Annotated in this window: 21 protein-coding genes; 14 read left to right on the top strand and 7 right to left on the bottom strand. The window is 68.1% G+C overall.

The window, feature by feature from the left end; genetic code table 11:
• Positions 1–16: 16 nt before the first annotated feature.
• From LGM71_RS14065 to LGM71_RS14055, 3 genes are all read right to left on the bottom strand, one after another.
• Positions 17–1,378, bottom strand: a complete 1,362-nt coding sequence (locus tag LGM71_RS14065) for a sigma-54-dependent transcriptional regulator (protein WP_175816347.1) — start codon at positions 1,376–1,378, stop codon at positions 17–19.
• Positions 1,368–3,272 (bottom strand): sensor histidine kinase, encoded by a 1,905-nt coding sequence (locus LGM71_RS14060; RefSeq protein ID WP_175816346.1) that lies wholly within the window; start codon positions 3,270–3,272, stop codon positions 1,368–1,370. The genes LGM71_RS14065 and LGM71_RS14060 overlap by 11 nt, the downstream gene beginning before the upstream one ends.
• Positions 3,273–3,441: 169 nt before the next feature.
• Positions 3,442–4,806: a 2-hydroxycarboxylate transporter family protein gene (locus LGM71_RS14055; RefSeq protein ID WP_124624225.1), complete on the bottom strand. Its 1,365-nt coding sequence runs from the start codon at positions 4,804–4,806 to the stop codon at positions 3,442–3,444.
• 422 nt (positions 4,807–5,228) lie between these two features.
• Here LGM71_RS14055 and LGM71_RS14050 point away from each other — a divergent pair, with 422 nt between their 5' ends.
• Genes LGM71_RS14050 through LGM71_RS14025 form a run of 6 tightly spaced genes read left to right on the top strand, consistent with a single transcriptional unit; the run spans position 5,229 to position 11,466 of the window.
• On the top strand, positions 5,229–6,068 hold the full coding sequence (locus LGM71_RS14050) for a MetQ/NlpA family ABC transporter substrate-binding protein (RefSeq protein WP_226115175.1): 840 nt from the start codon (positions 5,229–5,231) through the stop codon (positions 6,066–6,068).
• 10 nt (positions 6,069–6,078) lie between these two features.
• Positions 6,079–7,491 (top strand): LLM class flavin-dependent oxidoreductase, encoded by a 1,413-nt coding sequence (locus LGM71_RS14045; protein ID WP_226115174.1) that lies wholly within the window; start codon positions 6,079–6,081, stop codon positions 7,489–7,491.
• Between the two features lie 18 nt (positions 7,492–7,509).
• Positions 7,510–8,697, top strand: a complete 1,188-nt coding sequence (locus tag LGM71_RS14040; protein ID WP_226115173.1) for a methionine ABC transporter ATP-binding protein — start codon at positions 7,510–7,512, stop codon at positions 8,695–8,697.
• Positions 8,690–9,346, top strand: a complete 657-nt coding sequence (locus tag LGM71_RS14035) for a methionine ABC transporter permease (RefSeq protein WP_047902352.1) — start codon at positions 8,690–8,692, stop codon at positions 9,344–9,346. Before LGM71_RS14040 ends, LGM71_RS14035 begins: the two co-directional genes overlap by 8 nt.
• Positions 9,347–9,400: 54 nt before the next feature.
• Positions 9,401–10,258, top strand: a complete 858-nt coding sequence (locus LGM71_RS14030; protein WP_226115172.1) for a hypothetical protein — start codon at positions 9,401–9,403, stop codon at positions 10,256–10,258.
• Complete coding sequence (locus tag LGM71_RS14025) at positions 10,255–11,466, top strand: acyl-CoA dehydrogenase family protein (protein ID WP_226115171.1); 1,212 nt, start codon at positions 10,255–10,257, stop codon at positions 11,464–11,466. Before LGM71_RS14030 ends, LGM71_RS14025 begins: the two co-directional genes overlap by 4 nt.
• Positions 11,467–11,553: 87 nt before the next feature.
• On the opposite strand, the gene LGM71_RS14020 is transcribed toward LGM71_RS14025, so the two are convergent.
• Together LGM71_RS14020 and LGM71_RS14015 are read right to left on the bottom strand one after the other, a co-directional pair.
• Positions 11,554–13,281: a YadA family autotransporter adhesin gene (locus LGM71_RS14020; RefSeq protein WP_226115170.1), complete on the bottom strand. Its 1,728-nt coding sequence runs from the start codon at positions 13,279–13,281 to the stop codon at positions 11,554–11,556.
• 542 nt (positions 13,282–13,823) lie between these two features.
• Positions 13,824–14,672: a helix-turn-helix domain-containing protein gene (locus LGM71_RS14015; RefSeq protein WP_226115169.1), complete on the bottom strand. Its 849-nt coding sequence runs from the start codon at positions 14,670–14,672 to the stop codon at positions 13,824–13,826.
• Positions 14,673–14,940: 268 nt separating this feature from the next.
• Here LGM71_RS14015 and LGM71_RS14010 point away from each other — a divergent pair, with 268 nt between their 5' ends.
• Both LGM71_RS14010 and LGM71_RS14005 read left to right on the top strand, forming a co-directional pair.
• Entirely contained in the window at positions 14,941–15,903 is a 963-nt protein-coding gene (locus LGM71_RS14010) for a DUF2167 domain-containing protein (RefSeq protein ID WP_226115168.1), read from the top strand.
• Entirely contained in the window at positions 15,900–16,625 is a 726-nt protein-coding gene (locus LGM71_RS14005; RefSeq protein WP_226115167.1) for a site-2 protease family protein, read from the top strand. Before LGM71_RS14010 ends, LGM71_RS14005 begins: the two co-directional genes overlap by 4 nt.
• 65 nt (positions 16,626–16,690) lie before the next feature.
• Here LGM71_RS14005 and LGM71_RS14000 read toward each other — a convergent pair whose 3' ends face one another.
• Positions 16,691–18,088, bottom strand: coding sequence for an MFS transporter (locus LGM71_RS14000; protein ID WP_124624201.1), 1,398 nt, complete (start codon positions 18,086–18,088; stop codon positions 16,691–16,693).
• Positions 18,089–18,333: 245 nt separating this feature from the next.
• Here LGM71_RS14000 and LGM71_RS13995 point away from each other — a divergent pair, with 245 nt between their 5' ends.
• Together LGM71_RS13995 and LGM71_RS13990 are read left to right on the top strand one after the other, a co-directional pair.
• Positions 18,334–19,911 (top strand): aldehyde dehydrogenase (NADP(+)), encoded by a 1,578-nt coding sequence (locus LGM71_RS13995; RefSeq protein ID WP_226115166.1) that lies wholly within the window; start codon positions 18,334–18,336, stop codon positions 19,909–19,911.
• 192 nt (positions 19,912–20,103) lie between these two features.
• Positions 20,104–20,655, top strand: coding sequence for a hypothetical protein (locus LGM71_RS13990; protein ID WP_124905015.1), 552 nt, complete (start codon positions 20,104–20,106; stop codon positions 20,653–20,655).
• Positions 20,656–20,790: 135 nt separating this feature from the next.
• On the opposite strand, the gene kdgD is transcribed toward LGM71_RS13990, so the two are convergent.
• Positions 20,791–21,705, bottom strand: coding sequence for a 5-dehydro-4-deoxyglucarate dehydratase (gene kdgD / locus LGM71_RS13985; RefSeq protein WP_059599108.1), 915 nt, complete (start codon positions 21,703–21,705; stop codon positions 20,791–20,793).
• Positions 21,706–21,934: 229 nt separating this feature from the next.
• Here kdgD and garD point away from each other — a divergent pair, with 229 nt between their 5' ends.
• The 4 genes from garD (at position 21,935) to LGM71_RS13965 (ending at position 25,260) form a co-directional block, all read left to right on the top strand.
• Positions 21,935–23,488 carry a galactarate dehydratase gene (garD, locus tag LGM71_RS13980; protein ID WP_059599109.1) on the top strand — a complete coding sequence of 518 codons (1,554 nt, stop codon included), beginning with the start codon at positions 21,935–21,937 and terminating at the stop codon, positions 23,486–23,488.
• A gap of 181 nt (positions 23,489–23,669) precedes the next feature.
• Positions 23,670–24,062, top strand: coding sequence for a nuclear transport factor 2 family protein (locus LGM71_RS13975; RefSeq protein ID WP_124624192.1), 393 nt, complete (start codon positions 23,670–23,672; stop codon positions 24,060–24,062).
• A gap of 78 nt (positions 24,063–24,140) precedes the next feature.
• A complete protein-coding gene (locus LGM71_RS13970; protein WP_124624189.1) occupies positions 24,141–24,596 on the top strand; it encodes an RbsD/FucU family protein in 456 nt (151 codons plus the stop codon).
• A 226-nt stretch (positions 24,597–24,822) separates the two neighbouring features.
• Complete coding sequence (locus LGM71_RS13965) at positions 24,823–25,260, top strand: DoxX family protein (protein WP_124497162.1); 438 nt, start codon at positions 24,823–24,825, stop codon at positions 25,258–25,260.
• Positions 25,261–25,308 lie beyond the last annotated feature (48 nt).

Genomic DNA, 25,308 nt, shown 5'->3' with positions numbered 1-25,308 from the left:
CGTATCCTCGTTCGCGTCACTCGCCGCCGTCGGCAGCCGCGTCGCCGCGCGCGGGAATCCGCAGGTTGCGCAGCTTGTGATAAAGCGTCTTCTTCGGCATGCCGAGCGCGACGCTTGCGTCCGCCACGTTGCCGTGGTGACGCTGCAGCGCGTCCTCGATCAGCATCCGCTCGAAATACGCCATCTGCTCGGCAAGCGTGCCGCCTGCCGCCGGTTCGCCGCCGGACGACAGCAGGCTGTCGCCGGTCAGCCCGAGCACGAAGCGATCGGCCACGTTCTGCAGTTCTCGCACGTTGCCGGGCCACGCGTGCGTCATCAGTTCGGACACCTGCGCAGCGGTGACGACCGGCGCCGGCTGCCCGAAGCGCCGCGCGGCCGCGAGCACGAAATGCTCGAACAGCAGCGGCACGTCCTCGCGCCGCTCGCGCAGCGGCGGCAGCTCGATCTGCGCGACGTTGAGCCGATACAGCAAGTCCGCGCGGAAGCGCCCGTCGGCCGCGAGTTCGGCGAGATCGGCCTTCGACGCGGCGACGACGCGGCAATCGACCGGAATCAGTTCGTTCGCGCCGAGCCGCTCGACCACGCGCTCCTGCAGCACGCGCAGCATCTTGATCTGCAGCGGGATCGGCATCGTCTCGATCTCGTCGAGGAACAGCGTGCCGCCGTGCGCCCATTCGATCTTGCCGATGCGCTTCTTGATCGCGCCGGTGAACGCGCCGGCCTCGTGGCCGAACAGCTCGCTCTCGAACACCTGCTCGGGCAGGCCGCCGCAATTCAGCGCAACGAAATGCGCATCGCGCCGGCCGCCGAAGTCGTGCAGGCTGCGCGCGATCAGCTCCTTGCCGGTGCCTGTCTCGCCGGTGATCAGCACCGACACCGACGTATCGGCCAGGCGCAGGATCTTCTTGCGCACGTCGGCCATCGCGGGCGACTTGCCGAGCACGAATGCCTCGATGCCCTGCCAGTTGTTGAGCGCCGCGCGCAGCCCCTGCACCTCGAGCGTGAGCCTGCGCTTCTCGACCGCGCGCGCGACGCGGCCGGCGATCACGTCCGACGAGAACGGCTTCTCGATGAAGTCGTATGCGCCGTCCTGCATTGCGCCGACGGCCGTCGAAATGTCGGCGTGGCCGCTGATCAGCACGACCGGAATCTGCGCATCGACGGCCATCACGCGTTCGAGCAGCTGCAGCCCGTCGATGCCCGGCATCCGCACGTCCGACACGATCACGACGGGTGCGCCGGGCGCGACGTGCGCGAGTGCGTCGGCCGCCGACGCGAATGCGTCGACCGGGAACCCGGCGAGCGCGACGGCCTGCTCGACGCCGATCCGGACGTTTTCATCGTCCTCGACGACCAGCACGCGAATCTCATCTTCCATGCTCTGTCCTTTGTTGCGGCGTGACCGCCGCGAATTCGATGGTGAACTGCGCGCCGCCGGCGTCGCGGTTCGTCGCGGCGATCTTCGCGCCGAACGCCTCGACGATGCGCGACGTGATCGCGAGGCCGAGGCCGAGGCCCTGGCCGCGCGGCTTGGTGGTGACGAACGGCTCGAACAGGTGCGGCAGCACCTCGGGCGCGATGCCGGCGCCGCTGTCGGCGACCGTGAAGCGCACGCGGCCGCCTTCGTCCGCATCGTCCGCATCGTCGGCTTTGGCGGCTTCGATCACGATGCGCCGCACGGGCGCGTCATGCACCGCGTCGAGCGCGTTGCCGAGCAGGTTCACGATCACCTGCTGCAACTGGCTCGACTCCGCGGACACCGTCGTGCCAGGCGCGATGTTCACCTCGAGCTGCACGCCTTCGTCGCGGATCCGCGCATCGTAGATGAGCCGCGCGTGCGCGACGGCTTCGTTCAGCGACACGGCGACACGCTCGACGTCGGGCTTGCGCGCGAAGGTCTTCAGCTCGCCGGTGAGCACGGCCATGCTATCGACCAGCTTGCCGACCCGTTCGAGATTGGCGTACGCCGGTGCCGGCTGGCCGCGCTCGAAGAACGTGCGCGCGTTGTCGCACAGCGTGCGGATCGCGACGAGCGGCTGGTTCAGCTCGTGCGTGAGGCCGGCGGCCATCTGCCCGAGCACCGCGAGCTTGCCCGCGTGCACGACTTCCTGCTGCGAATCGCGCAGCCGCTGCTCGGTGCGTTCGCGTTCCACGATCTCGCGCTGCATCCGCTCGTTCGCGGCCGTCAGCGCGGCCGTGCGCTGCGCGACGGTCAGTTCGAGCTGGTCGTTCGCGCGGCGCAACGCGTCCTGCGCGTTCAACCGCGCGACGATCGCCCGGCGGCGCTGGATCGCGTAGCCGACCAGCAGCGCGGCGATCAGGAACGCGCCGGTGACGAAAACGAACGCGGTCTGCTGCTGGCGCCGCGCGCCGGCGATGTCGAGCAGCACCATCAGCGAATCGCCGGCCTGCGGCGCGGGCCGCGACATCACGAGATAGCGTGTGCTGCGGCCGGTGTGACGCGGATCGGGGAACGTGCCGAACCAGGCGGCGGCGCTGCGGTCGCCGATGTGGCGGTACGGCAGCACGTCGACCGTGCGCCCCGCGTATTGCCGCGACGCCTGGATGTCGCGCTGCTGCTGCGCTGTGATCGGACGCAGCGCGGTGAATTTCCACGCCGGCTCGGTCGAGATCACGACCACGCCGTTGCCGTCGACCACCATCGCGGCGACGCCCGGCGCGCGCCACGCGGACTCGAGCGGGTCGACGCTGATCTTCACGGCCGTCGCGCCGATCGGCACGCCGTCGTCGCGCACCGCGCTCGCGAAGTAGACGCCAGGCACGCCGGTGTTGGTGCCGATTCCGAAGAAGCGGCCGCTGCCGTGTGCCAGCGCATCCTTGAAGTACGGCCGGTACGACACGTTGGTGCCGACGAAGCTGATCGTCTCGTTCCAGTTGCTGGCGGCGATCACTTCGCCCTGCAAGTCGATCACGTCGACGGCACCGCTGCCCGCGTCGCGGTTCACGGCTTCGAGATACGTGTTCACGGAGTGCGTGAGCGCGGGCCGGTCTCGCGGCGCGGCCCGCAGCAGCGCGCGCACGCCGTCCTGACGGGCGACCAGGCCGGGCAGGATCTCGAAGCGGCCGAGTTCGCTCTTCAGGCTCGACGCATACAGGTCGAGCCGATGCGCGCCGGTTTCCTCGAGCGCGTCGATCGCGCGTTCCCACGCAAAATCGACGGCCGCGCCCGCCACGCCGACATACAGCACGGCGGCCGACGCCCAGCCCCACCACGGGATTCCCTTGAAGCTCTTCTGCACGTTCGCCCTCATCGAAGCCCGCAACCGGTCGTCCGCAACCGGCCGTCCGCGACCGGCCGTCCGCGACCGGCCGCCCGGAGCGACGCCCCGAACGACGCCCCGAACGACGCGCGCCGCGCACCGGCAAGGCCGGCGGCGGCGCGTGCGAAGCAGCCTGCGCGACGGTGCGCGCAGCGGCGCGTCATCCGAAGTGCGCGACCAGGATCAGCGTCACCGTGACGACGATCGCGCCGCCGATGCGCGTCGCGATCTGCGCGAACGGCATCAGCTGCATCCGGTTCGCGGCGGTCAGGATCGCGACGTCGCCGGTGCCGCCTTGCCCGCTGTGGCAGGCGTTCACGATTGCGGTGTCGATAGGGTACATCTTCAGCAGGCGGCCGACCACGAAACCCGTGCCCATCAGCGTCGCGACGGTCGACACGATCGTGACGACGTTGACGATCGTGAAGGCGGCGGTCAGCTTGTCCCACGGCGTCATCGCGACGCCGATCGCGAACAGCAGCGGATACGTGACGGCGGTCGAGAAGAACTTGTAGACGACGAATGCGCCTTCCTGCAGCGGCGGCGACACCGCGCGCGCGAGCTTCACCAGCACCGCGAGGAACAGCATCGCGACCGGCGCGGGCAGGCCGAACAGCTTGTGCGCCATCAGGCCGACGAGGTACAGCGTGATCGCCGTGATGCCGGCGCCCGCGATGTGCGTGACGTCGACGTGGCCTCGGATTTCCTCGTTCTCGGGCGTCATGTCGCCCGATTCGCCGACCTGCAGGCGGCCGTTGCCGGTCAGGTGCGGCAGGCGCTTGCCGAGCATGTCGAGCGCGCCCGACAGGATGATCGCGGTCAGGCTGCCGAGCATCACCGGCGGCAGCACCATCGCGAACATCTCGCCCTGCGGCAGGTGCATCAGTTCCGAATAGCCGATCGACAGCGGAATCGCGCCTTCGCCGACGCCGCCGGCCATGATCGGCACGACGATGTACAGGAGCGTGTGGCGCGCGCCGAGGCCGAGCGCGGTGCCGACCGCCGTGCCGACGATCGCGGCCGCGACCGAACCGGCGGCGAGCGGAATGAAGATCTTCACGAAGCCCTGGATCAGCACGCGCCGGTCCATGCTCAGGATGCTGCCGACGATGATCGACGCGATGAACAGGTACAGGAAGTTCGTCGACTTCGTGAACTCGACGGTGAGGTTCAGCACCGGCTTCGGCAGCACGTGGTAGTAGGTGAGCGCCGACGGCACGAAGGTCGCGAAGATCGCGGCCGCGCCGATGTTGCGCAGGAGCGGCAGGCGCTTGCCGAGTTCCGCGCACGTGAAGCCGAAGAACGCGAGCACGGCGATCGCCATCGAGATCTCGCCGGGCACCTTGCCCGTCACCGCGAAGCCGACGATCAGCCCGAACAGGATCACGTAGACCGGCAGCGGGATGATGCCGATACGGATTTCCATCAGCTTCCACCAGCCTTCCGGCCAGAAGCGCTCGCGCGTGGCGGGACCGGCTGCGGCAATCGGCTCGGGTTGGGACGGGGTATGGATAGAGGTCTGCAAGACGTGTCTCCTGATGTTTGGAATGCCTGCATCGCTTCGCGGCATCGTGTGCCGTCTATTACGCAACCCCCGTGCCAGGATTCCGGCCTGCCGGAATATTTTCAATGCATTGATTCATAAGGGATTTATTTCGTCTGCGGAAAGGGTTTGCCAGACGGGATGGCCGAGATTTCGGAATCGGCGCGGCGGGCAGGCCGAAATTTCGGCCTGGCGGCGGCCCGGGCAGCCGGCCATGTCCGCCGCCCGCCATATCGCCGCACGCGATTTTCTTCGCACAATCGCTTCGTAGACCGCCCTCCCGCCGCTCTCTATCATCGGCTGATCTTTTTCCGATGCGACGACGACTGTCCGGAGAACGCCCGCGCGTTCGCCGCGGCGCCGCTCATCCGTCGATACCGTCTTTGGACAGGAGAGTGGTTTCCATGCTGCATCCCGTTTTTTCCGCCCGCTTTTCCGCCGGCCGCGTGGCCAGCCTGGCCCGCCTGCTGGCGGCCGCGCTGCTCGGTGTCGCGCTGCTGAACGGCGCGCGCGCCGACACCGCGCCGCTGAAGGTCGGCATCTCGACGAGCCCGCAGATCGAGGCGCTGAAGATTGCCGCCAAGGAGGCGAAGGAGCAGGGCCTCGACGTGAAGATCGTCGAATTCACCGACTGGAATACGCCGAACGCGGCGCTCGCGAACAAGGACATCGACGTCAACTACTTCCAGCACATCCCGTTTCTCGAGAACGCGAAGAAGCAAGGCGGCTACAACTTCATCTCGATCGCGCCCGGCACGATCATGAAGATCGGCCTCTATTCGAAGAAGGTGAAGCGCTTCGACGAGCTGAAGGACGGCGCGCGCGTCGCGATCGCGAACGATCCGGTGAACGGCGGGCGCGGGCTGTTGCTGCTGCAGCGCGCGGGCCTCATCACGCTGAAGCCGGGCGCCGACTACCGCGCGACGACGCACGACATCGTGTCCAACCCGAAGCACCTGAAGATCATCCCGCTGGAAGCGTCGCAGCTCGCGCGCACGCTCGACGACGTCGACCTCGCGCAGGGCTACCCGAGCTTCATCAAGCTCGCCGGCACGACCGACCCGAACAGCGCGCTGTTGTTCGACGGCACCGAGAACAAGAACTTCGCGATCCAGTGGGTCGTGCGGCCGGAGAGCGTGAACGACGCGCGCATCCGCAAGTTCATCGCGATCTACCAGCACTCGCCGGCGGTGCGCCGGGCGCTCGACAACGCATTCGGCTCGCTGTACGCGATCGCGTGGTGACGGAGGCGACATGACGACGGCGAACCGCAAGAAGATCCTGCTCAACGCGTTCAACATGAACTGCGTCGGGCACATCAACCACGGGCTGTGGACGCATCCGCGCGATCGCTCCGCGCACTACACCGATCTCGATTACTGGGCCGATCTCGCGAGGACGCTCGAACGCGGCAAGTTCGACGGGATCTTTCTCGCGGACATCGTCGGCGTATACGACGTGTTCGGCGGCGGCCCGGACGCCGCGCTGCGCGAATCCGTGCAGGTGCCCGTCAACGATCCGCTGCTGCTCGTGCCCGCGATGGCGCAGGTCACGCAACATCTCGGCTTCGGCGTGACCGCGAACCTGACCTATGAGCCGCCTTACCTGTTCGCGCGCCGCATGTCGACGCTCGACCACCTGACGAAGGGGCGCATCGGCTGGAACATCGTGACCGGCTATCTCGACAGCGCCGCGCGCGGGATGGGCCTCGCGCAGCAGATCGGCCACGACGACCGCTACGAACGCGCGGACGATTACATGGATGTCGTCTACAAGCTGTGGGAACAGAGCTGGGACGACGACGCGGTGATCCGCGATGCGCACGCGCGCGTGTTCGCGCAGCCGGGAAAGGTGCGGCGCGTGAAGCACGACGGGCCGTTCTATTCGGTTGACGCGATTCACTTGAGCGAGCCGTCGCTGCAGCGCACGCCGGTGCTGTACCAGGCCGGCTCGTCCGCGCGCGGCGTCGAGTTCGCGGGGCGACATGCGGAATGCGTGTTCGTGAACGGGCAGAGCAAGGCCGCCGCGCGCGCGGCCGCGCTCGACATTCGCGCGGCTGCCGCACGGCAGGGCCGCGACCCGGCGTCGATCAGGATTTTCGCCGGCGTGAGCGTCGTCACTGCCGAGACCGAACTTCTCGCGCGCGAGAAATTCGACGAATACCGGCGCTACGCGAGCCCGGAAGCCGGCCTCGCGCATTTCGCGAGCTCGACCGGCATCGACTTCGCGAAGTACGGCCTCGACGAGCCGATCTCGTACGTGAAGACCGACTCGATCCAGTCGGCCGTCGACGCGATCTCGCGCAAGAGCACGACCGGCACGTGGACCGTGCGCCGGATGCTCGAACAGATGTCGCTGGGCGGTCGCTATGCGCCGATCGTCGGTTCGCCATCGCAGGTCGCGGATGAACTGCAGTCGTGGATCGACGAGACGGGCATCGACGGTTTCAATTTGACGCGCACCGTGATGCCCGAGTCGTTCGAGGATTTCGTCGACTGGGTCGTGCCGGAACTGCAGAGCCGCGGCATCTACAAGGAAGACTACGATCCCGCCCCGACGCTGCGCGAGAAGCTGTTCGGCGCGGGTGCGCGCCTGCCGGCGTGGCACACCGGCGCGCAGCATCGGCCGGCCGCCGTGCCCGAACCCGCGCATCCCGCGCATGCCTGAACGTGACGGAGCGAAGCGATGACGCAATTGTTCGATACGCTGGGGTTCATCGAGGCGTCGGCCGTGCGGGCCGGCACAGGCGCGCACGCACATGGGGCGCATGACGAAGCGGCCGTACGTGCTGACGGAGTCGCCGTGTCGCTCGCGCACGTCGGCAAGGTGTTCGCGACGCCGCGCGGCCAGGCCGCCGCGCTGCGCGACGTGACGCTCGACGTGCGGCGCGGCGAGGTGTTCGGGATCATCGGCCGCAGCGGTGCAGGCAAGTCGACGTTGCTGCGGCTCATGAACGGCCTCGAACGGCCGAGTTCGGGCCGCGTGTGCGTGCAGGGCGTCGACGTCGGCGCGCTCGACGAGGATGGGCTCGTCGCGCTGCGGCATTGCACCGGCATGGTGTTCCAGCATTTCAACCTGCTGTCCGCGAAGACGGTGTTCGAGAACGTCGCGCTGCCGCTGAAGATCGCCGGCGTGCCGAAGGCCGAGCGCGTGCGCAAGGTCGAGGCGCTGCTCGAACTCGTCGGGCTGACCGCGAAGCGCGATGCATATCCTGCCAGCCTGTCGGGCGGGCAGAAGCAGCGCGTTGGCATTGCCCGTTCGCTCGTGCACGATCCCGAGGTGCTGCTGTGCGACGAGGCGACGTCGGCGCTCGATCCGGAGACGACGCAGTCGATCCTCGCGCTGCTTGCCGACATCAACCGCCGCCTCGGGCTGACGATCGTGCTGATCACGCACGAGATGGAAGTGATCCGCGCGGTGTGCGACACGGTCGCGGTGATCGAACAGGGTGAGGTCGTCGAAACGGGCCCCGTGTGGCGCGTGTTCGGCGATCCGCGCCACGGCGCGACCCGTGCGCTGCTCAGCACGATCGTGCACGACCTGCCGGCCGACCTGGCCGCGCGCGTGCGGCCGTTGCCCGAGCAGGCCGCGCTGCCCGACGGCGCGCAGGTGGTGCTCGACGTCCGCTATACGGGCGAGAGCGGCGGCGAGCCGGACGTCGGCGCGCTCGCGGCGGCGCTCGGCGGCTCCGTGCGCTTCCTGCACGGCGGGATCGACCGGATCCAGGGGCATGCGCAGGGGCGGCTCGTGATCGCGGCCACACCGCGCGCGGATGACGCCGGCCAGTCGTCGGCTCGCGGCGGCGCGGTCGCGGCACTGCTCGAACGCGCGCGCCGCCACGCGAACCACGCGGAGGTGCTCGGCTATGTTTGAACTCTGGTGGCCCGAACTGCTCGACGCGATCCGTGACACGCTGTCGATGGTCGCCGCGTCGGCCGCGATCGCCGCGCTGATCGGCATCCCGCTCGCGGTGATCCTGGTGACGACCGCGCCCGGCGGCATCTACGCGCGGCGCGGTGTGAACGCGGTGCTCGGCGCGCTCGTCAACGTGTTCCGTTCGACGCCGTTCATCATCCTGCTCGTCGCGCTGCTGCCGTTCACGCGCGTGCTGATCGGCACGACCATCGGCGTGTGGGCGGCCGTCGTGCCGCTGTCGATCGCCGCGATTCCGTTCTTCGCGCGGATTGCCGAGGTGAGCCTGCGCGAAGTCGATCGCGGGCTGATCGAGGCCGCGCTCGCGATGGGCGCGAAACGCCGTCACATCGTGTGGCACGTGCTGCTGCCGGAGGCGCTGCCCGGCATGCTCGGCGGCTTCACGATCACCGTCGTCGCGCTGATCGGCTCGACCGCGATGGCGGGCGCCGTCGGCGCGGGCGGGCTCGGCGATCTCGCGATCCGCTATGGCTATCAGCGCTTCGACACCACCGTCATGGTGACAGTGATCGTGATCCTGATCGCACTCGTTTCGGCCGTGCAAATCACGGGCGACCGCCTGGTCCGACGCGTGACCCGGCGCACCTGAGCGGCGCCACGAGCGCCGGCTCTTTTCATTGAAGACCCTGAGAGAACGATACCCATGACCTTACCCACCGGCGCGCCGCGCGAATGGAACGGACAATTCGAGGAAGCGCTGTTTCTGGACGTCGCGCGACGTCATCGTCCCGGCTTCCCGGACAAGCTGGCGACACCGCCGCGCGAGCCGCGCGATGAAGACGAACTGGCCGCCGTCGCCGACTACTACACGAAGATGGCGTCGCACGACCTGTTCATCGTTCAGGTCGTCGCGAAGGCGATCGACACGCTGTTCCGCGACGACCCGCACTTCCAGCTGATCCTGTCGCGTCAGCTCGGCGACGACGGCGCGCACGCCGTGATTGGTCGCGAACGCGTGACCCAACTGACCGGCCGCGATCCGCTGCCGGAAGTCGAGCGGCTCGTCGCCGCGCACTGGGAACGCATCGGCGATATCGCGGTGCGCGACGTCGCGGGCTTTCTCGCGTTCGAATGGCATTACGAACTGCACATCCTCGCGAAGCTGTGGATCCAGCGCAAGACCGGCCGCATCGCGGATGGCGCGATGCGCGAGCATGGCGAAAACCGGATTCGCCCGGACGAGGAGTGGCATCGCGTGCAGATCGTCCAGTGGTGGTTCGACAGGTTGAAGACGCTGCCGGCCGCCGAGCGCGACGTGCTGATCGATCGCGTGATCGCGGCCGACGAGGAAACGCAGGCACGGCTCGACGGTTATCTGCACGACGAATACGCGCATACCGCGCAGGTGTTCGGTGCCGATATCGCCGAATACCGCGCGATCTATGACGACTGGCGGCGCGAGATCCTGTCGCGGCTGACCGGCCGCCGACTCGGCGCGCTGGTGCCGCTGTCGAACGACGCCGTTGCGCACGCATCGCTTGCACAGGAAGCCGTCGCATGAACGATCGTGGCAGCCTGGCGAAGCTGGCGCCGGACGCCGACGCACGCGCGATCAACGCCGATGCGCTGGCGCGTGCGATCGACGCGCTGCGTGCGACGGCCGTCGCGCGCGACCGCGCAGGTGGTCATGCGGCCGACGAGAAGCAGCGGCTCGCCGACGCAGGCCTGCTGACGCTCGCGGTGCCGCGCGAATTCGGCGGACAGGAAGCCGAGTGGCCCGCGATCTACGACACGATCCGACGGATCGCGCGCGTCGACAGCGCGCTCGCGCATCTGGTCGGGTTCCAGATCCTGCAGGTGGTGAGCGTCGACGTGTGGGGCGGTGCGGCGCAGCGCGAACGCTTTCTGCGCGGCACGGTCGAGCATCGCTGGTGGTGGGGCAATGCGGTGAACCCGCTCGACACGCGGCTGGTGGCGACCGCGACGCCGGACGGCGGCTACCGGCTCGACGGCGTGAAGGGATTCTGCTCGGGCACGCGCGGCTCGCAGCGGATGACCGTCTCCGCGCACGATCCGGAAACGGGCCGCGCCGTATTCGGCGTCGTGCCGACCGATCGCGACGGGATCACCGTCAACGAGGACTGGGATCCGGTCGGCCAGCGCCAGACCGACAGCGGCAGCGTGCGCTTCGACGGCGTGACGCTCGCGCCGGACGACGTACTGCACCGGTCCGAGACGCCGCCGACGCCGCGCGCGACGCTGCGCACGCTGGTGTCGCAGCTCGTATTGACGAACCTGTTCGTCGGGCTTGCGGAAGGCGCGCTGGCCGAGGCGCGCGAATACGTGCTGGCGCACGGCCGGCCGTGGATCAACTCGGGCGTCGCGCAGGCGGGCGACGATCCCTATACGCTGCAGCGCTTCGGCAACATGCGCGTGCAGGCGGTTGCGGCGGCGTCGCTGGCCGATCGCGCGGCTGTCGCGTTGCAGCGCGCATGGACGCGGCGCGACGCGCTGACGGCCGACGAACGTGCCGAAGCGGCGCTCGCGGTGTCGGAAGCGAAGATCGTCGCGCAGCGCGCGGCGCTCGACAACGGCGAGGCGCTGTTCGATGCGTGCGGCGCGCGCGCGACGGCCGCGTCGCTCGGCCTCGACCGCTTCTGGCGCAACGCGCGCACGCATACGCTGCACGATCCGCTCGACTACCGGCTGCGCGACGTCGGCCGGTTCGCGTTGACGGGGGAATTGCCGCAGGCGTCGCTGTATACGTGACGACGGTCAGCCATCTGCGCCGTGGCGCCGATGGCTGACCGCCCGGCGTCAGGAACAGCGTCCTGACGCGTCGCTGCCGCAGCCCGATTACCAGCGGTAGCCGACGCCCGCGCCGGCGCCGAACGAGCCGTGACCCGATACCGCCGTCGTGACCGAGCCTTTGACGAGCCATTTCGTCGTCGCGACGGACAAGCCGACCGCCATGGCGCTTTGACCGCCGTACGTGCCGCCGCCGAGCGCGACGACCTTCTCGCCAGGCAGCACGGCTTGCGGCAGGTTCGCCATCGCGATCGCGCTCGCCGTACCCGCGTTCGCGTCCTTGCGGTACTTCGACATTTCCTCGCGCACCGAGTTGATCGCCCCGTTCAATTGGCGCACGTTCACGCCGTCAGTCGGCGCGGTGCCGTCCGCCACGTTGGTCAACTGACGCTCGGCACCGGGCGAACCGATCGACACCGTGTTGTCCCGATCGGCAACCGAATTCGCGCCCAGTGCCACCGCGTTGTTCGCCGTGGCCCGGCTGTTCGTGCCGATGGCGGTCGAGTCCGTGCCGGACACATTCGAGCCCGTGCCGATTGCCGTTCCGTTTGCCGCCGTGACCTTCGAATTCGTACCAATGGCCGTTCCGTTCGTTGCGGTGACCGTGGAATTGACGCCGACAGCAGTACCGTTGTCGCCCGAGACGTTCGAGCCGTTGCCGACCGCGGTGCCGTTCGCCGCGGTGACCGACGTATTCGGGCCGATCGCGGTGTCCGTCGGGTCCGTCACCGTGCCGCTCGGGACGCTGGACGAGATCTTGCCGACGGTCGTCGTGAGATTGGCCAGGTCCGCCGTCAGCGTCGACACCTGATTGGCGATCGAGAAGAGCTGCGAGCCGTTCACCGCATCCGTGCTGGTCGCGCTGATTGCCCCGGCCGCGACGTTCACGATCTGACGCTCGGCGCCCGCGCTGCCGACGCTGACCACGCCCACCGGCGTGCCCGCGAAGCCGCTGTAGGTCACGCCGTTGAGCGCCACGCTGTTGACGGTCGTATAGGCGCGCGTCGTCGCATTCGAGCCCAGTGCGACGGAATTCGCGTCGGCGGCGTTCGCCCCTTCGCCGATGGCGACCGCGTTCACGGCGGAGGCCGTCGCACGGGCAATGGCGACGCTGCCCGTCGCGGATGCCGAGCTGTCGACACCGAGCGCGACCGCATCGGCCGCGCCGGCATTTGCCTGGAAGCCGAGGGCCGTACCGCCCGCTGCAATGCTGCCCTTGCCGATGGCGGTCGAGAACGTCGTGGTGGCGCTCGCGCTTTGGCCGACCGCTGTCGACTGGTCGACGGCGAATGCGCCCTGACCGAAGGCGGACGCCGTGGCGCCGTTCGCGATCGCGCCGTTACCGACCGCCGTGGCCTGGGTGCCAACCGCGCTCGAAGCCGTCCCGATCGCCGTCGCCTGGTCCCCGGTTGCCACGGCGTTTCCGCCGACGGCCGTCGCGAACGTCCCGGTCGCGGCCGCCATGCGGCCGATCGCGACGGTCTCGCTATAGGCGCCGGTCGACGAGCCCGAATTCGCGACGGCCGCCGTGCCGATCGCGATGTTGTCGCAGCCGGTTGCCGCGGCCGGATACGTGCTGCTGCCCGAAATGGCGATGTTGCCGACGCAGCCCGCCGACGTTTCGGTCGACGTGCCGTTCTGCACATAGTCGGCTCGCGCGGGCGCGGAAACGGCGAATGCGGCCATGGCTGCGCTGACCGTGACGGCAAGCGCGACCTTCGACTTGCGCGGTGCGCGTTGTACGGAATTTCCCAACCCTCGTTGATGCTTGTTCATTTGTTTTCCTGAGCTCGATGTAAAAATCGTGTTGCGGTTTGCATGGCTCCGCTCGCGATATCCCGGTCGCATCGATTCGTTCGCGTCTCTTTCGTGACAGGCATCGATTTTTCGATCTGTAAAAATGAAAGGTCTACTAACAAAATTGAACATTCGTCGGTCTCGACGCGACGGGAGCCGGGCACGGATTGCGGTTACTTGCTTGCTTTCGTCACGGCTACGTCAAAAACTTCGCGAATCCGAAGCTCGGGTCGCGACGACGCATTTTGATGGGTTTGAGTGGCGCACATGTTTGCCGCAGCCGCTGAACGCTATGTTTCGGCGGACATTCGTTCGGGGATGTGCATGAGGAAACGGCAAGGGATTCCCCGCGCCGAGCAGCCGGTTGCCCGATGATCACGGGCGGGCCGGTGACGAGGAGAGGGCGGCGCTGCCCGAACGCATTTGCTCACGCGACAGGCGGCATCGACCTTCGCTTGCAGGCCGTCCACTCGACGCAGGTATCCGTGCGTCGAAACCGCCTGGTCTGTGTTGTCGTGGCGTTACTGCGCCGGCAGCGCGTCCGCCAGCGCCCGCATCGCATCCACTGTTGCTGGATTCGCCGGGAAAAATGCCTCGATCGCGAGTTCCGACAGCGTCACGTCGACCGGCGTGCCGAACACCGTCGTCGTGCTGAAGAACGTCAGCTCGCCGCTCGCCGTGTGCAGCCGAAGCGGCACGGCGATATCCGCGAAATCGGTGCGCGCGTGCAAATCGTCGGGCTGGCCTGCCGGAGCCGGATAGGCGGCGAGCTCGTCGCGCAGCGCGTGCAGCGTGCGGTCGCCGCTCGCGTCGATTTGCCGTTGCAGCCGGTGCAGGATATGCGCGCGCCATTCGTGCCAGTTGACGATCTGCGGCGCGAGGCCGTCAGGATGCAGACTCAGGCGCAGCACGTTGACGGGCGGCTGCAGGAGCGCCGGATCGGCCTGCCCGACCAGCGCGCCGAGCATCCGGTTCGCGGCGAGCAGCGTCCAGTGGCGATCCACCGCGAGTGCCGGGTAAGGCTCGTGGCCGCGCAGCACGGCTTCGACCGCGTGGCGCGCCGCATCGAGCTGCGGATCGGAGAAGGGCCGCTCGCGAAACAGCGGCGCATAGCCGGCCGCGACGAGCAGCGCATTGCGCTCGCGCAGCGGCACGTCGAGGCGCTCGGCGAGATGCAGCACCATCTCCCGGCTCGGCTGTGCCCGCCCCGATTCGACGAAGCTCAGGTGCCGCGCGGACACCTCGGCCTCCAGCGCGAGGGCCATCTGGCTAAGGCGCCGGCGTTGACGCCAGGTGCGCAGCAGCGAGCCGATGCCGGACGCGCGGCCGGCTGACGGGGGGAGCGATTGAAGGGCGGCGGTCGAGTTCATGACGAGGATGATAGGCAATCCCGCGCGCCCCGGACATTACCTGCGACGTAAGCATTCCGGATCGATGTATATCGGGTGTGCATCGCCGACTCCGCCCGCGGCCGCCCGAGGCGCCCTTCCGCCCCCGCATTTCGTGCCCGGCGCGGCCCCGACGCTGCGATACCATAGCCCCCGTGCCACCTGAGAGGCGGTACCGGACCCGCGACCACAACGCCCCGGGCCGGATGCCGCGCACATTCACAACAAGGCATTCCAGGGGAATCCAACAATGAAAAAACTCGCCGTCCGCGTCGCCTGCATGGCGATGCTCGCGCTCGCCGCAACCGGCGGCCATGCGCAGACCGAAGCCGCGCAGGTCGAAATGAGGGCCGCCGCCGCGGCCGCCAACAAGGCCGTCGTGAACGGGCCGGCCGATATCGACGTCAAGCACGAAGCCGTGCTGAAGCTGAAGGAAGGCGAATCGTTCGTGCCGGCCGCCGAAGCCGGCCGCTACCTGCGCTCGATGGGCAACTCGATCGACGAATCGAAGCTGGTCGGCCTCGTGCTGCCCGAGGACCCGGACGCCGACTGGATCTCGGTCGTGTCCTTCGAGCCGAGCGGCTACATCCGCGACGACGACGCGAAGGACTGGAAACCCGACGAATTGCTAAAGAGCCTGCAGGCCGGCACCGAGGAAAACAATCCGGCACGCAAGGAGCGCGGGCTGCCCGAGACCGAGGTGGTCGGCTGGGCGCAGGTGCCCGCGTACGACGCCGCCACGCACCGGCTCGTGTGGTCCGCGATCATCCGCGACAAGGGCGCGGCCGCGAACGCGGAGAGCGATGGCGTGAACTACCGGACGCTCGTGCTCGGCCGCGACGGCTACCTGTCGCTGACGATGGCGTCGACGCTCGCCGATCTGCCGAAGTACAAGGCCTCGGCCGACGGCCTGCTCGCGAACATCCGCTTCAACGACGGCAAGCGCTATGCCGATTTCAACAAGTCGACCGACCACGTCGCCGAGTACGGGCTCGCGGCGCTGATCGTCGGCGTCGGCGCGAAGAAGCTCGGGCTGCTCGCGCTGATCGGCGCGTTCGCCGTGAAGTTCTTCAAGATCGGCGCGGTCGCGCTGCTGGCGGGCGGCGCGGCGCTGAAGCGCTTCTTCGGGCGCAAGCCGAAGCCGGCCGCCGTGCCGGTCGTTGCCGATGCAACCGACGCAGCCGCCGTGTCCGGCACGGAGCGCAAGGAATGACGAAGCTGCTGCTGCTGATCTTCGGCGGCCTGAAGCTCGGCAAGGTGCTCGTGTCGGCGGGCACCATGCTGGCGTCGATCGCGGTCTACGCGCTGTTCTACGGGTGGCGCTTCGCGGCCGGTTTCGTTGCGCTGCTGCTGGTCCACGAAGCCGGTCACTACGTGGCCGCGCAGCGGCGCGGGCTCGACGTCGGGCTGCCGACGTTCATTCCGTTCGTCGGCGCGTGGATCCAGCTGAAGGAGATGCCGCACGACGCCGAAACCGAAGCGTACGTCGGGCTGGCCGGGCCATTCGTCGGCACGCTCGGCGCGCTGGCCTGCTACGCCGCCGCGCGGCACTACGACAGCAATCTGCTGCTCGCGCTCGCCTATACGGGTTTCTTCCTGAACCTGTTCAACATGATTCCGCTGTCGCCGTTCGACGGCGGGCGCATCACGGCGGTGCTGTCGCCACGCATCTGGTTCGCGGGCGTGCCCGTGCTGATCGCGCTGTTCGCGTACCGGCCGAGCCCGCTCCTGATCGTGATGGCGATCCTCGCGCTGCCGCAGTTGAAGCGTGCCTGGCGCTACGATCCCGACGCGCCGGAGAACCGCGCGTACTACACGACGTCGGTCGAGACGAAGACGACCTACGCGCTTTTCTACGTCGGCCTGCTCGCGTTTCTCGCGCTGATGACGTCCGGCGTGCATGACATGCTGCGCGTCGCCCATTCTGCAGCCTGAGCGATGTAAGAACGGCGGCCGCTCATGCGCGGCCGCCGTCGTTTTCCCGCCATTCCGGCCGAAGCTCACGCGTCGCGATGACGCAGCTCGACGCGCTTGATGTCCTTCACGATCACGAGATAGCTGAGCACCGTGACGAGCGCGTTCAGCCCGACGAACACGAGCGCGCCGTTGAACGAGCCGCTCGCGCCGACCAGGTAGCCGATCGCGATCGGCGCGACGATGCCGGCCGTGTTGCCGAACATGTTGAACAGGCTGCCCGACAGGCCGATCGCTTCCTTCGGCGCGGTGTCCGCGACGACGGCCCAGCCGAGCGAACCGATTCCCTTGCCGAAGAACGACACGGCCATCAGCACGATCACCAGCGCTTCGCTGTCGACGTAATTGCAGCCAATGATCACCATCGACAGCAGCATTCCGCCGACGATCGGGATCTTGCGCGCGAGCGTCAGCGACACGCCGCGGCGGATCAGCATGTCCGACAGCATCCCGCCGAGCACGCCGCCGAGGAACCCGCAGATCGCCGGCAGCGACGTCATGAAGCCGGCCTTCAGCAGCGACATTCCGCGCGCCTGTACGAGGTAGATGGGGAACCACGTCAGGAAGAAATACGTGAGCACGTTCACGCAGTACTGGCCGAGATAGACGCCGAGCAGCATCCGGTTCGACAGCAGCTGGCGCACGTAGTACCAGCCCGCGACGCGGCGGCCTCCGGATGCCGATCCCGCGCCGGCGCCGCGCGCCCCGGTCGATCGGTCCGTGGTGCGCACGAGGCCGCCGCCTTGCTCGATGTGCTCGAGTTCCGCGCGGTTCACCGCCGGATGGTCGACCGGATCCTTCATCACGCGCAGCCACAGGAACGCGAGCGCGATGCCGGCGAGGCCGAGCCACAGGTACACGTGGTGCCAGCCGTACGCATGCGTGAGCCACGCCATCAGCGGCGAGAAAACCACCGCCGCGAAATACTGCGCGGCATTGAAGATCGCCGACGCCGTGCCGCGCTCGGCGGTCGGGAACCAGCTCGCGACGACCTTCGCGTTCGCGGGAAACGCGGGCGCCTCGGCGATGCCGACCGCGAAGCGCATCACGAACAGCGCGGTCACCGCGAACGCGGCGCTGCCGCCGAGGCCGATCGTGCTTTGCAGCAGCGTGAACGCCGACCACAGGAAGATGCTGGTCGCATACACGCGGCGCGCGCCGAAGCGGTCGAGCAGCCAGCCGCTCGGCAATTGCGCGAGCACGTACGCCCAGCTGAACGCCGAGAAGATGTAGCCCATCGTCACCGGATCGATGCCGAAAGCCTTGCGGATCGGCGTGCCGGTGATCGACAGCGTCGCGCGGTCCGCATAGTTGAGCGTCGTGACGACGAACAGCATCGCCAGGATCCAGTAGCGCACGGCGGTGCGGCGCGCGGTGCGCGCAAGGTCGATCGGAAGATCGCGAGGAGCGGTTTGATTGGGCACTTTAATGTACGTCGTCGTATAACATGGATCGAAGTTTATGAGGGTTGGTCGCGCTCAGAAACCTCGGGTTTTCCCTTGAGGAGCCATGCAAATTGGTCAAAGTGTGGGCAAAAGCTGAATCAATAAGGGATTCATGCATGGTGTGGCAAGATCGACGGGCGGCACGATTTGTGAAATGCTGTCAGCAGACATCGTATCTGTTGGGCTACAATGAACCATCATTCCCGAAACACGGAGCACACCCCATGCAACTGACTGGAGAGATGCTGATCGGCGCCGAAGCGGTAGCCGGCTCGGCCGGTACCTTGCACGCGTTCGACCCGACGAAGGGCGCACCGATCGATGCGCCGGCCTTCGGCGTCGCGACGCAGGCCGACGTCGAGCGCGCGTGCGAACTCGCACGCGACGCCTTCGATGCGTACAGCGCGCAGCCGCTCGCGGCCCGCGCGGCGTTTCTCGAAGCGATCGCCGACCAGATCGTCGCGCTCGGCGACGCGCTGATCGAGCGCGCACACGCCGAAACGGGGCTGCCCGTCGCGCGGCTGCAGGGCGAGCGCGGCCGCACCGTCGGCCAGCTCCGGCTGTTCGCGCGCGTCGTGCGCGACGGGCGCTTCCTCGCCGCGTCGATCGATCCCGCGCAGCCCGCACGCACGCCGCTGCCGCGTTCGGACCTGCGGCTGCAGAAGGTCGGGCTCGGGCCCGTCGCGGTGTTCGGCGCGAGCAACTTCCCGCTTGCGTTCTCGGTGGCCGGCGGCGATACCGCGTCGGCCCTCGCGGCCGGCTGCCCGGTGATCGTGAAGGCCCATGAGGCGCACCTCGGCACGTCCGAGCTGGTCGGCCGCGCAATTCGCGCCGCGGTGGCGCAATGCGGGATGCCGGCCGGCGTGTTCTCGTTGCTGATCGGCCACGGCCGCGTGATCGGCGCGGCGCTCGTCAGCCATCCGGCGGTGCAGGCCGTCGGCTTCACCGGGTCGCGGCAGGGCGGCATGGCGCTCGTGCAGCTCGCGAACGCGCGCCCGCAGCCGATTCCTGTTTATGCGGAAATGAGCAGCATCAACCCGGTCGTGCTGTTCCCGGCCGCGCTGGCCGCCCGCGGCGACGCGATCGCGACCGGCTTCGTCGATTCGCTGACGCTCGGCACCGGCCAGTTCTGCACGAACCCGGGCCTCGTGCTGGCGGTCGACGGTCCCGACCTCGACCGCTTCGAGTCCGTCGCCGCGCAGGCGCTCGCGAAGAAGCCTGCCGGTGTGATGCTGACGCGCGGCATCGCCGACGCGTATCGCAATGGCAGCGCCACGCTGGCCGAACTGCCGGGCGTGCGCGAAATCGGCGCGGGCGAGGCGGCGCAGACCGAATGCCAGGCAGGCGGCGCGCTGTACGAAGTCGCCGCGCAGGCGTTCCTGGCCGAGCCGGCGTTCGGCCACGAAGTGTTCGGGCCGGCATCGCTGATCGTGCGCTGCCGTGATCTCGACGAAGTCGCACGCGTGCTCGATGCACTCGAGGGCCAGCTGACGGCCACGCTGCAGATGGACGCCGACGACAAGCCGCTCGCGCGCCGCCTGCTGCCGATCCTCGAACGCAAGGTCGGGCGCCTGCTCGTCAACGGCTACCCGACCGGCGTCGAAGTGTGCGACGCGATGGTGCACGGCGGGCCGTTCCCGGCGACGTCGAACCCGGCCGTCACGTCGGTCGGCGCGACCGCGATCGAGCGTTTCCTGCGGCCCGTGTGCTATCAGGATTTCCCGGACGACCTGCTGCCGGAGGGGCTGCAGGAAAGCAATCCGCTCGGCATTCCGCGGCTGCGGGACGGGAAGGCGGAGTGACGGTGCTGCGGCGCGGCGCGAAGCCGGGCCGCATGCTGAAGGAATGAAAGCGGGGGCGGCCGGCTGGCTGCCTCCGCTTTTTTCATGATGGCTTCCGCGTCACCGGAATTTCTCCTACAGTAGCGGGGCCTCGGGCCGCACGGCCCGCAGGCGGGCCTGAGAGATCACAACATTCCAAGCGGGAACCATCCGATGAACATCAGCAAGCGCGGCGACCACCTGTTCGCCGCCGGATTGTGGAAGGCGATCGGCGACGTTGCGCATTCGGTGCGCAGCCGGATCGGCCAGTACAGCGAAGGGCGCGTGCTCGCGAATGCGTTGCTGGAATTCCAGCGCGACCTGGGCGGCAGCGAATTCGACGTGACCATCAACCAGGGGCGGCCCGTTACCGGCTCCGACGCGCATTCGCTCATGTTCGGCCTCGCCGTGCGCCGTTTCCGGCAGGACATGGAAGCGCTGGTGTTCGCGCTCGAGCATCGCCGCGGCATCGACGAACACGACCAGGGCCTGCGCACCGAAGCGCTGATGCAGGCCAACAGCGCGCTTCTGACCGCGAAGCAGTCGGCAACGATCACGGTCGGCCGGTTCTTCGATGCGGTCGTCGATCGCGACGTGCTGGGGCAGATTCTCGGTGACGAGCCGAACGCACGCGTGCGTGCGGGCGCGCAAGGGCAGATCGAGGCGACCCGGATCAAGCTCGGCAACGTGCGTCACCGGATCATCGGCGTCATCGCGCAGATGTGACCGCGCGCATCGCGGCGGGATGCGTGGCATGGCCGCCGCTGCAAACGACCGCGGCCGGCAGGTGCCGGCCGCGATGCAACACGGGCAACAAACCGGTCGCGGTGCCGTCGAAGACGCCGCGCCGGCCGTACGCGCTTACTGCGGGCCCATCTTCTTGATCAGCACGTCCAGTTCGGCCATTTCGGCGTCGGTGAGGTCGACGAGCGGCGCGCGCACCGGGCCAGCGTCATGGCCGACGAGCTTCGCGCCCGCCTTCACGATGCTGACCGCGTAGCCCGCGCGACGGTTGCGGATCTGCAGGTACGGCAGGAAGAATTCGTCGATCAGGCGGCCGACCGTTGCGTGGTCGTCCTTCGCGATCGCTTCATAGAATGCCATCGCCGTCTTGGGGATGAAGTTGAACACGGCCGACGAGTACACCGGCACGCCGAGCGCTTTGTACGCGGCTGCGTAGACTTCTGCCGTCGGCAGGCCGCCGAGATACGCGAAGCGGTCGCCGAGGCGGCGGCGGATCGTGACCATGCTCTCGATTTCGCCGACGCCGTCCTTGAAGCCGATCAGGTTCGGGCAGCGATCGGCGAGGCGCTCGAGCATGTCGGCGTTCAGCTTCGAATTCGCGCGGTTGTACACCACGACGCCGATCTTCAGCGCGCGGCACACCTGCTCGACGTGTTCGGCGATGCCTTCCTGGCTGGCTTCCGTCAGGTAGTGCGGCATCAGCAGCACGCCGCTCGCGCCGAGGCGCTCGGCTTCCTGCGCGTATTCGATCGCGACGCGCGTCGCGCCGCCGGCGCCGGCCAGGATCGGCACCTTGCCCTTGCAGGTTTCCGTCGCGACGCGGATCACGTCCGAATACTCGCGCTGCGTGAGCGAGAAGAATTCACCGGTGCCGCCGGCCGCGAACAGCGCGGTCGCGCCATACGGTGCCAGCCATTCCAGACGCTCGGCATAGGTGGTCGGGCGGAAGCTGCCGTCCGCGTCGAAGTCCGTCAGCGGAAACGACAGCAGGCCGTGGGAGATGATCTGTTTGAGTTCTTGCGGTGAAGTCATGGTTGGGTCGTCCGTCTAGCGCGAGTGCTGGGTTCGTCGGGTACGGCATCCGAGCCATATTGGCGATGTCGTTGTATGTCATCGTACAACGAGGCAAAAGGTGACGCAAGCGATTTGCTGGCGGGCGGGGGTTAGGGTCTTTCCGGATAAGGGTTTACTCAGCATCCCGGTTGGTGTTGAATGTCGTATGATGACTAACGATTTGACTGGTGGCCTTCCAGGAATTCCGATGACTGCTTCCCCGCTTTATATCCGCGTGCACCCCGACGACAACGTCGCGATCGTCGTCAACGACGGCGGCCTGCCCGAGGGCGCGACGTTCGCCGACGGCCTGACCCTGCGCGAAGGCGTGCCGCAAGGGCACAAGGTGGCACTGGTCGACCTTGCGGCCGGCGACCCGATCGTCCGCTACAACGTCGTGATCGGCTACGCGCTCACCGAGCTGCGCCGCGGCAGCTGGGTCAACGAGCGCACGATGCGCATGCCCGAGCCGCCGGGGCTGGACAACCTGCCGCTCGCCACCCGTGCCGCGCCGCCGCTGGCGCCGCTCGAAGGCTATACGTTCGAGGGCTTCCGCAATCCGGACGGTTCGGTCGGCACGCGCAACATCCTCGCGATCACGACGACCGTGCAGTGCGTGTCGGGCGTCGTCGAGCATGCGGTGAAGCGGATCAAGGACGAACTGCTGCCGCGCTACCCGAATGTCGACGACGTGGTCGGGCTCGAGCACACGTATGGCTGCGGCGTCGCGATCGATGCACCCGATGCCGACATCCCGATCCGCACGCTGCGCAACATCAGCCTGAACCCGAACTTCGGCGGTGAGGTGATGACGGTGAGCCTCGGCTGCGAGAAGCTGCAGCCCGAGCGCCTGCTGCCACCCGGCGCGATTCCGCTGGCGGCCGACGGCGCGACGGACAACGGCGGCGTGGTGTGCCTGCAGGATGCCGCGCACGTCGGCTTCAACTCGATGATCGACTCGATCATGAAGATGGCCGAATCGCACCTCGAGCGGCTGAACCGCCGCCGTCGCGAGACGTGCCCGGCGTCCGATCTCGTCGTCGGCGTGCAGTGCGGCGGCAGCGATGCATTCTCGGGGCTGACCGCGAACCCGGCGGTCGGCTTCGCGGCCGACCTGCTCGTGCGTGCGGGCGCGACGATCATGTTCTCGGAAGTGACGGAAGTGCGCGACGGGGTCGCGCAGCTCACGTCGCGCGCGGCGAACGAGGACGTCGCCCGCGAGATCATCCGCGAGATGGACTGGTACGACCGCTACCTGCAGCGCGGCCGTGTCGATCGCAGCGCGAACACGACGCCCGGCAACAAGAAGGGCGGCCTGTCGAACATCGTCGAGAAGGCGATGGGTTCGATCGTGAAGTCGGGCAGCGCGCCGATCGCCGGCGTCGTGCGGCCCGGCGATCGGGCGCGGCAGAAGGGGCTGCTGTACGCGGCGACGCCCGCGAGCGATTTCATCTGCGGCACGCTGCAGCTCGCGGCGGGGATGAACCTGCACGTGTTCACGACCGGCCGCGGCACGCCATACGGCCTCGCGCAGGTGCCGGTGATCAAGGTCGCGACGCGCAGCGATCTCGCGCGCCGCTGGCACGACCTGATGGATCTCGACGCGGGGCAGATCGCGACCGGCGCGGCCTCGATCGAGGACGTGGGCTGGGAGCTGTTCCGGCTGATGCTCGATGTCGCGAGCGGCAAGCGCCGCACCTGGGCCGAGCAATGGAAGCTCGCGAATGCGCTGACGCTGTTCAACCCGGCGCCGGTGACCTGACACGCGCGGTTGCGATGGCAGACGATGCGGGCGCCTTCGAGCGCCCGTTCTTGATTGCGGCGGCGCGATTTCCTTACCTCGAACGTAATCGACCGCCCATGCGAGGCAGGTGACGATGACGGCACGCGAACACGAAACGTCCGCGGCGCTGTCCTTCCTTCATCCAGACCAGGAGCCTCGCATGAACACCGCCCAAACCGTCCAGTCCGCTCACGCCGACCTGATCGACCGCTATTTCGACGCCTGGAACGAGCCCGACGTCGCACGCCGGCGCGCGCTGATCGATGCGACCTACGCGAGCGACGCGGCCTATCGCGATCCGCTGATGGCCGGCGACGGCCACGCGGGCATCGACACGATGATCGCCGCGGTGCAGGCGCGCTTCCCCGCGTTCCGGTTCCGCCGCACGACCGACGTCGACGGCTTCGGCCAGCACCTGCGCTTCTCGTGGGCGCTCGTGTCGCCCGACGGCGCGGCGATCGTGAAGGGTTCGGATTTCGGCACCGTCGATGCGTCGGGCCGCCTGAAGTCGGTCACGGGTTTCATCGACGAAATGCCGGCCGCGGCATCGTGACGTGAGCGATGCACGCCCGGTGGTCGCCGGGATCGGGTAACTTATGCAATTCGTTCCCGATCCCGGAGATTTGCCCACATGCTGAAGAATCTCGATCCTCTGCTGCACGCCGACATCCTGCACACGCTGCGCGCGATGGGCCACGGAGATGAAGTGGCGATTTGCGATGCGAATTTTCCCGCGGAGTCCGTCGCCGAGCACACGGTGGTCGGCCGCGCGCTGCGCATCGACGGCGCCGACTCGGCGCGCGTCGCGCGCGCGGTGCTGTCCGTGCTGCCGCTCGACACGTTCGTCGATACGCCCGCGTGGCGGATGGAAGTGGTCGGCGACCCCGCCGCGGTGCCGCCCGTGCAGCGCGAAGTGCAGGCCGAAATCGATCGCGCGGAAGGGCGCGCCGTGCCGCTCGCGGGCGTCGATCGATTCGCGTTCTACGAGCGCGCGCAGCAGGCGTACGCGGTGATCGTCACCGGCGAGCTGCGCGGCTACGGCTGCTTCCTGTTCAAGAAAGGCGTGCTGTTGAGCGACGCCGGTTAGGGCCTGTTCCCTTTATTCGCGGCGACGGCCGGGCGTCGTTCTTCATGGCGCCGTCATGCTTGCGTCGCCGCCGCAGCGTAAAGATTTGCTACAACCTTTTTCTTGGACACCGCGAAAAGACCCTCTATGCTGGCCCATTTGCCGCGGGCCCGACAAGGGCCGCGCGGCTCCGAACCGCACGGGCACGCCCCGCGCGGACGGCCGAACTGCATACGAGGAGAGAGGCATGACGCGTTCCGTCGATTCCGGCGTCATTTTTTTCGCGCGCCTGGCGCTGGCGGCGTTGTTCTTGTGGGGCGGCGTGATGAAGCTGCTCGGCTACAGCGATTTCATCGGTTATCTGCATGGGCTGAACGTGCCCTATCCGCAGGTGATGGGCCCGGTCGTCGTCACGATCGAGGCACTCGGCGGCCTGCTGCTGATCGTCGGCTACAAGGTGAAGCCGCTCGCGTTGCTGATGGCGTTCTATACGATCGCGACCGCGATGGTGGGACACAATTTCTGGGATGCGACGGACGCCGCGGTCCAGCACGACATGGTGATCCACTTCTGGAAGAACGTCGCGATCGCCGGCGGGTTCCTGCTGCTGTTCGTGACCGGTGCGGGCGGCGCGAGCATCGACGCGCTGCGCCGGCCGAGTTCGTCGTACGGCGCGCTGCGCTGAGTCGAACCGGGCTGAACGGCGCGACGCACGCACGTCGCGCGCCGCGCT

The organism is Burkholderia sp. AU33545 (assembly GCF_020419685.1).
In the GTDB taxonomy this organism is placed as follows: Bacteria; Pseudomonadota; Gammaproteobacteria; order Burkholderiales; family Burkholderiaceae; genus Burkholderia; species Burkholderia diffusa.
This window is presented reverse-complemented; position numbering and strand designations above follow the sequence as displayed.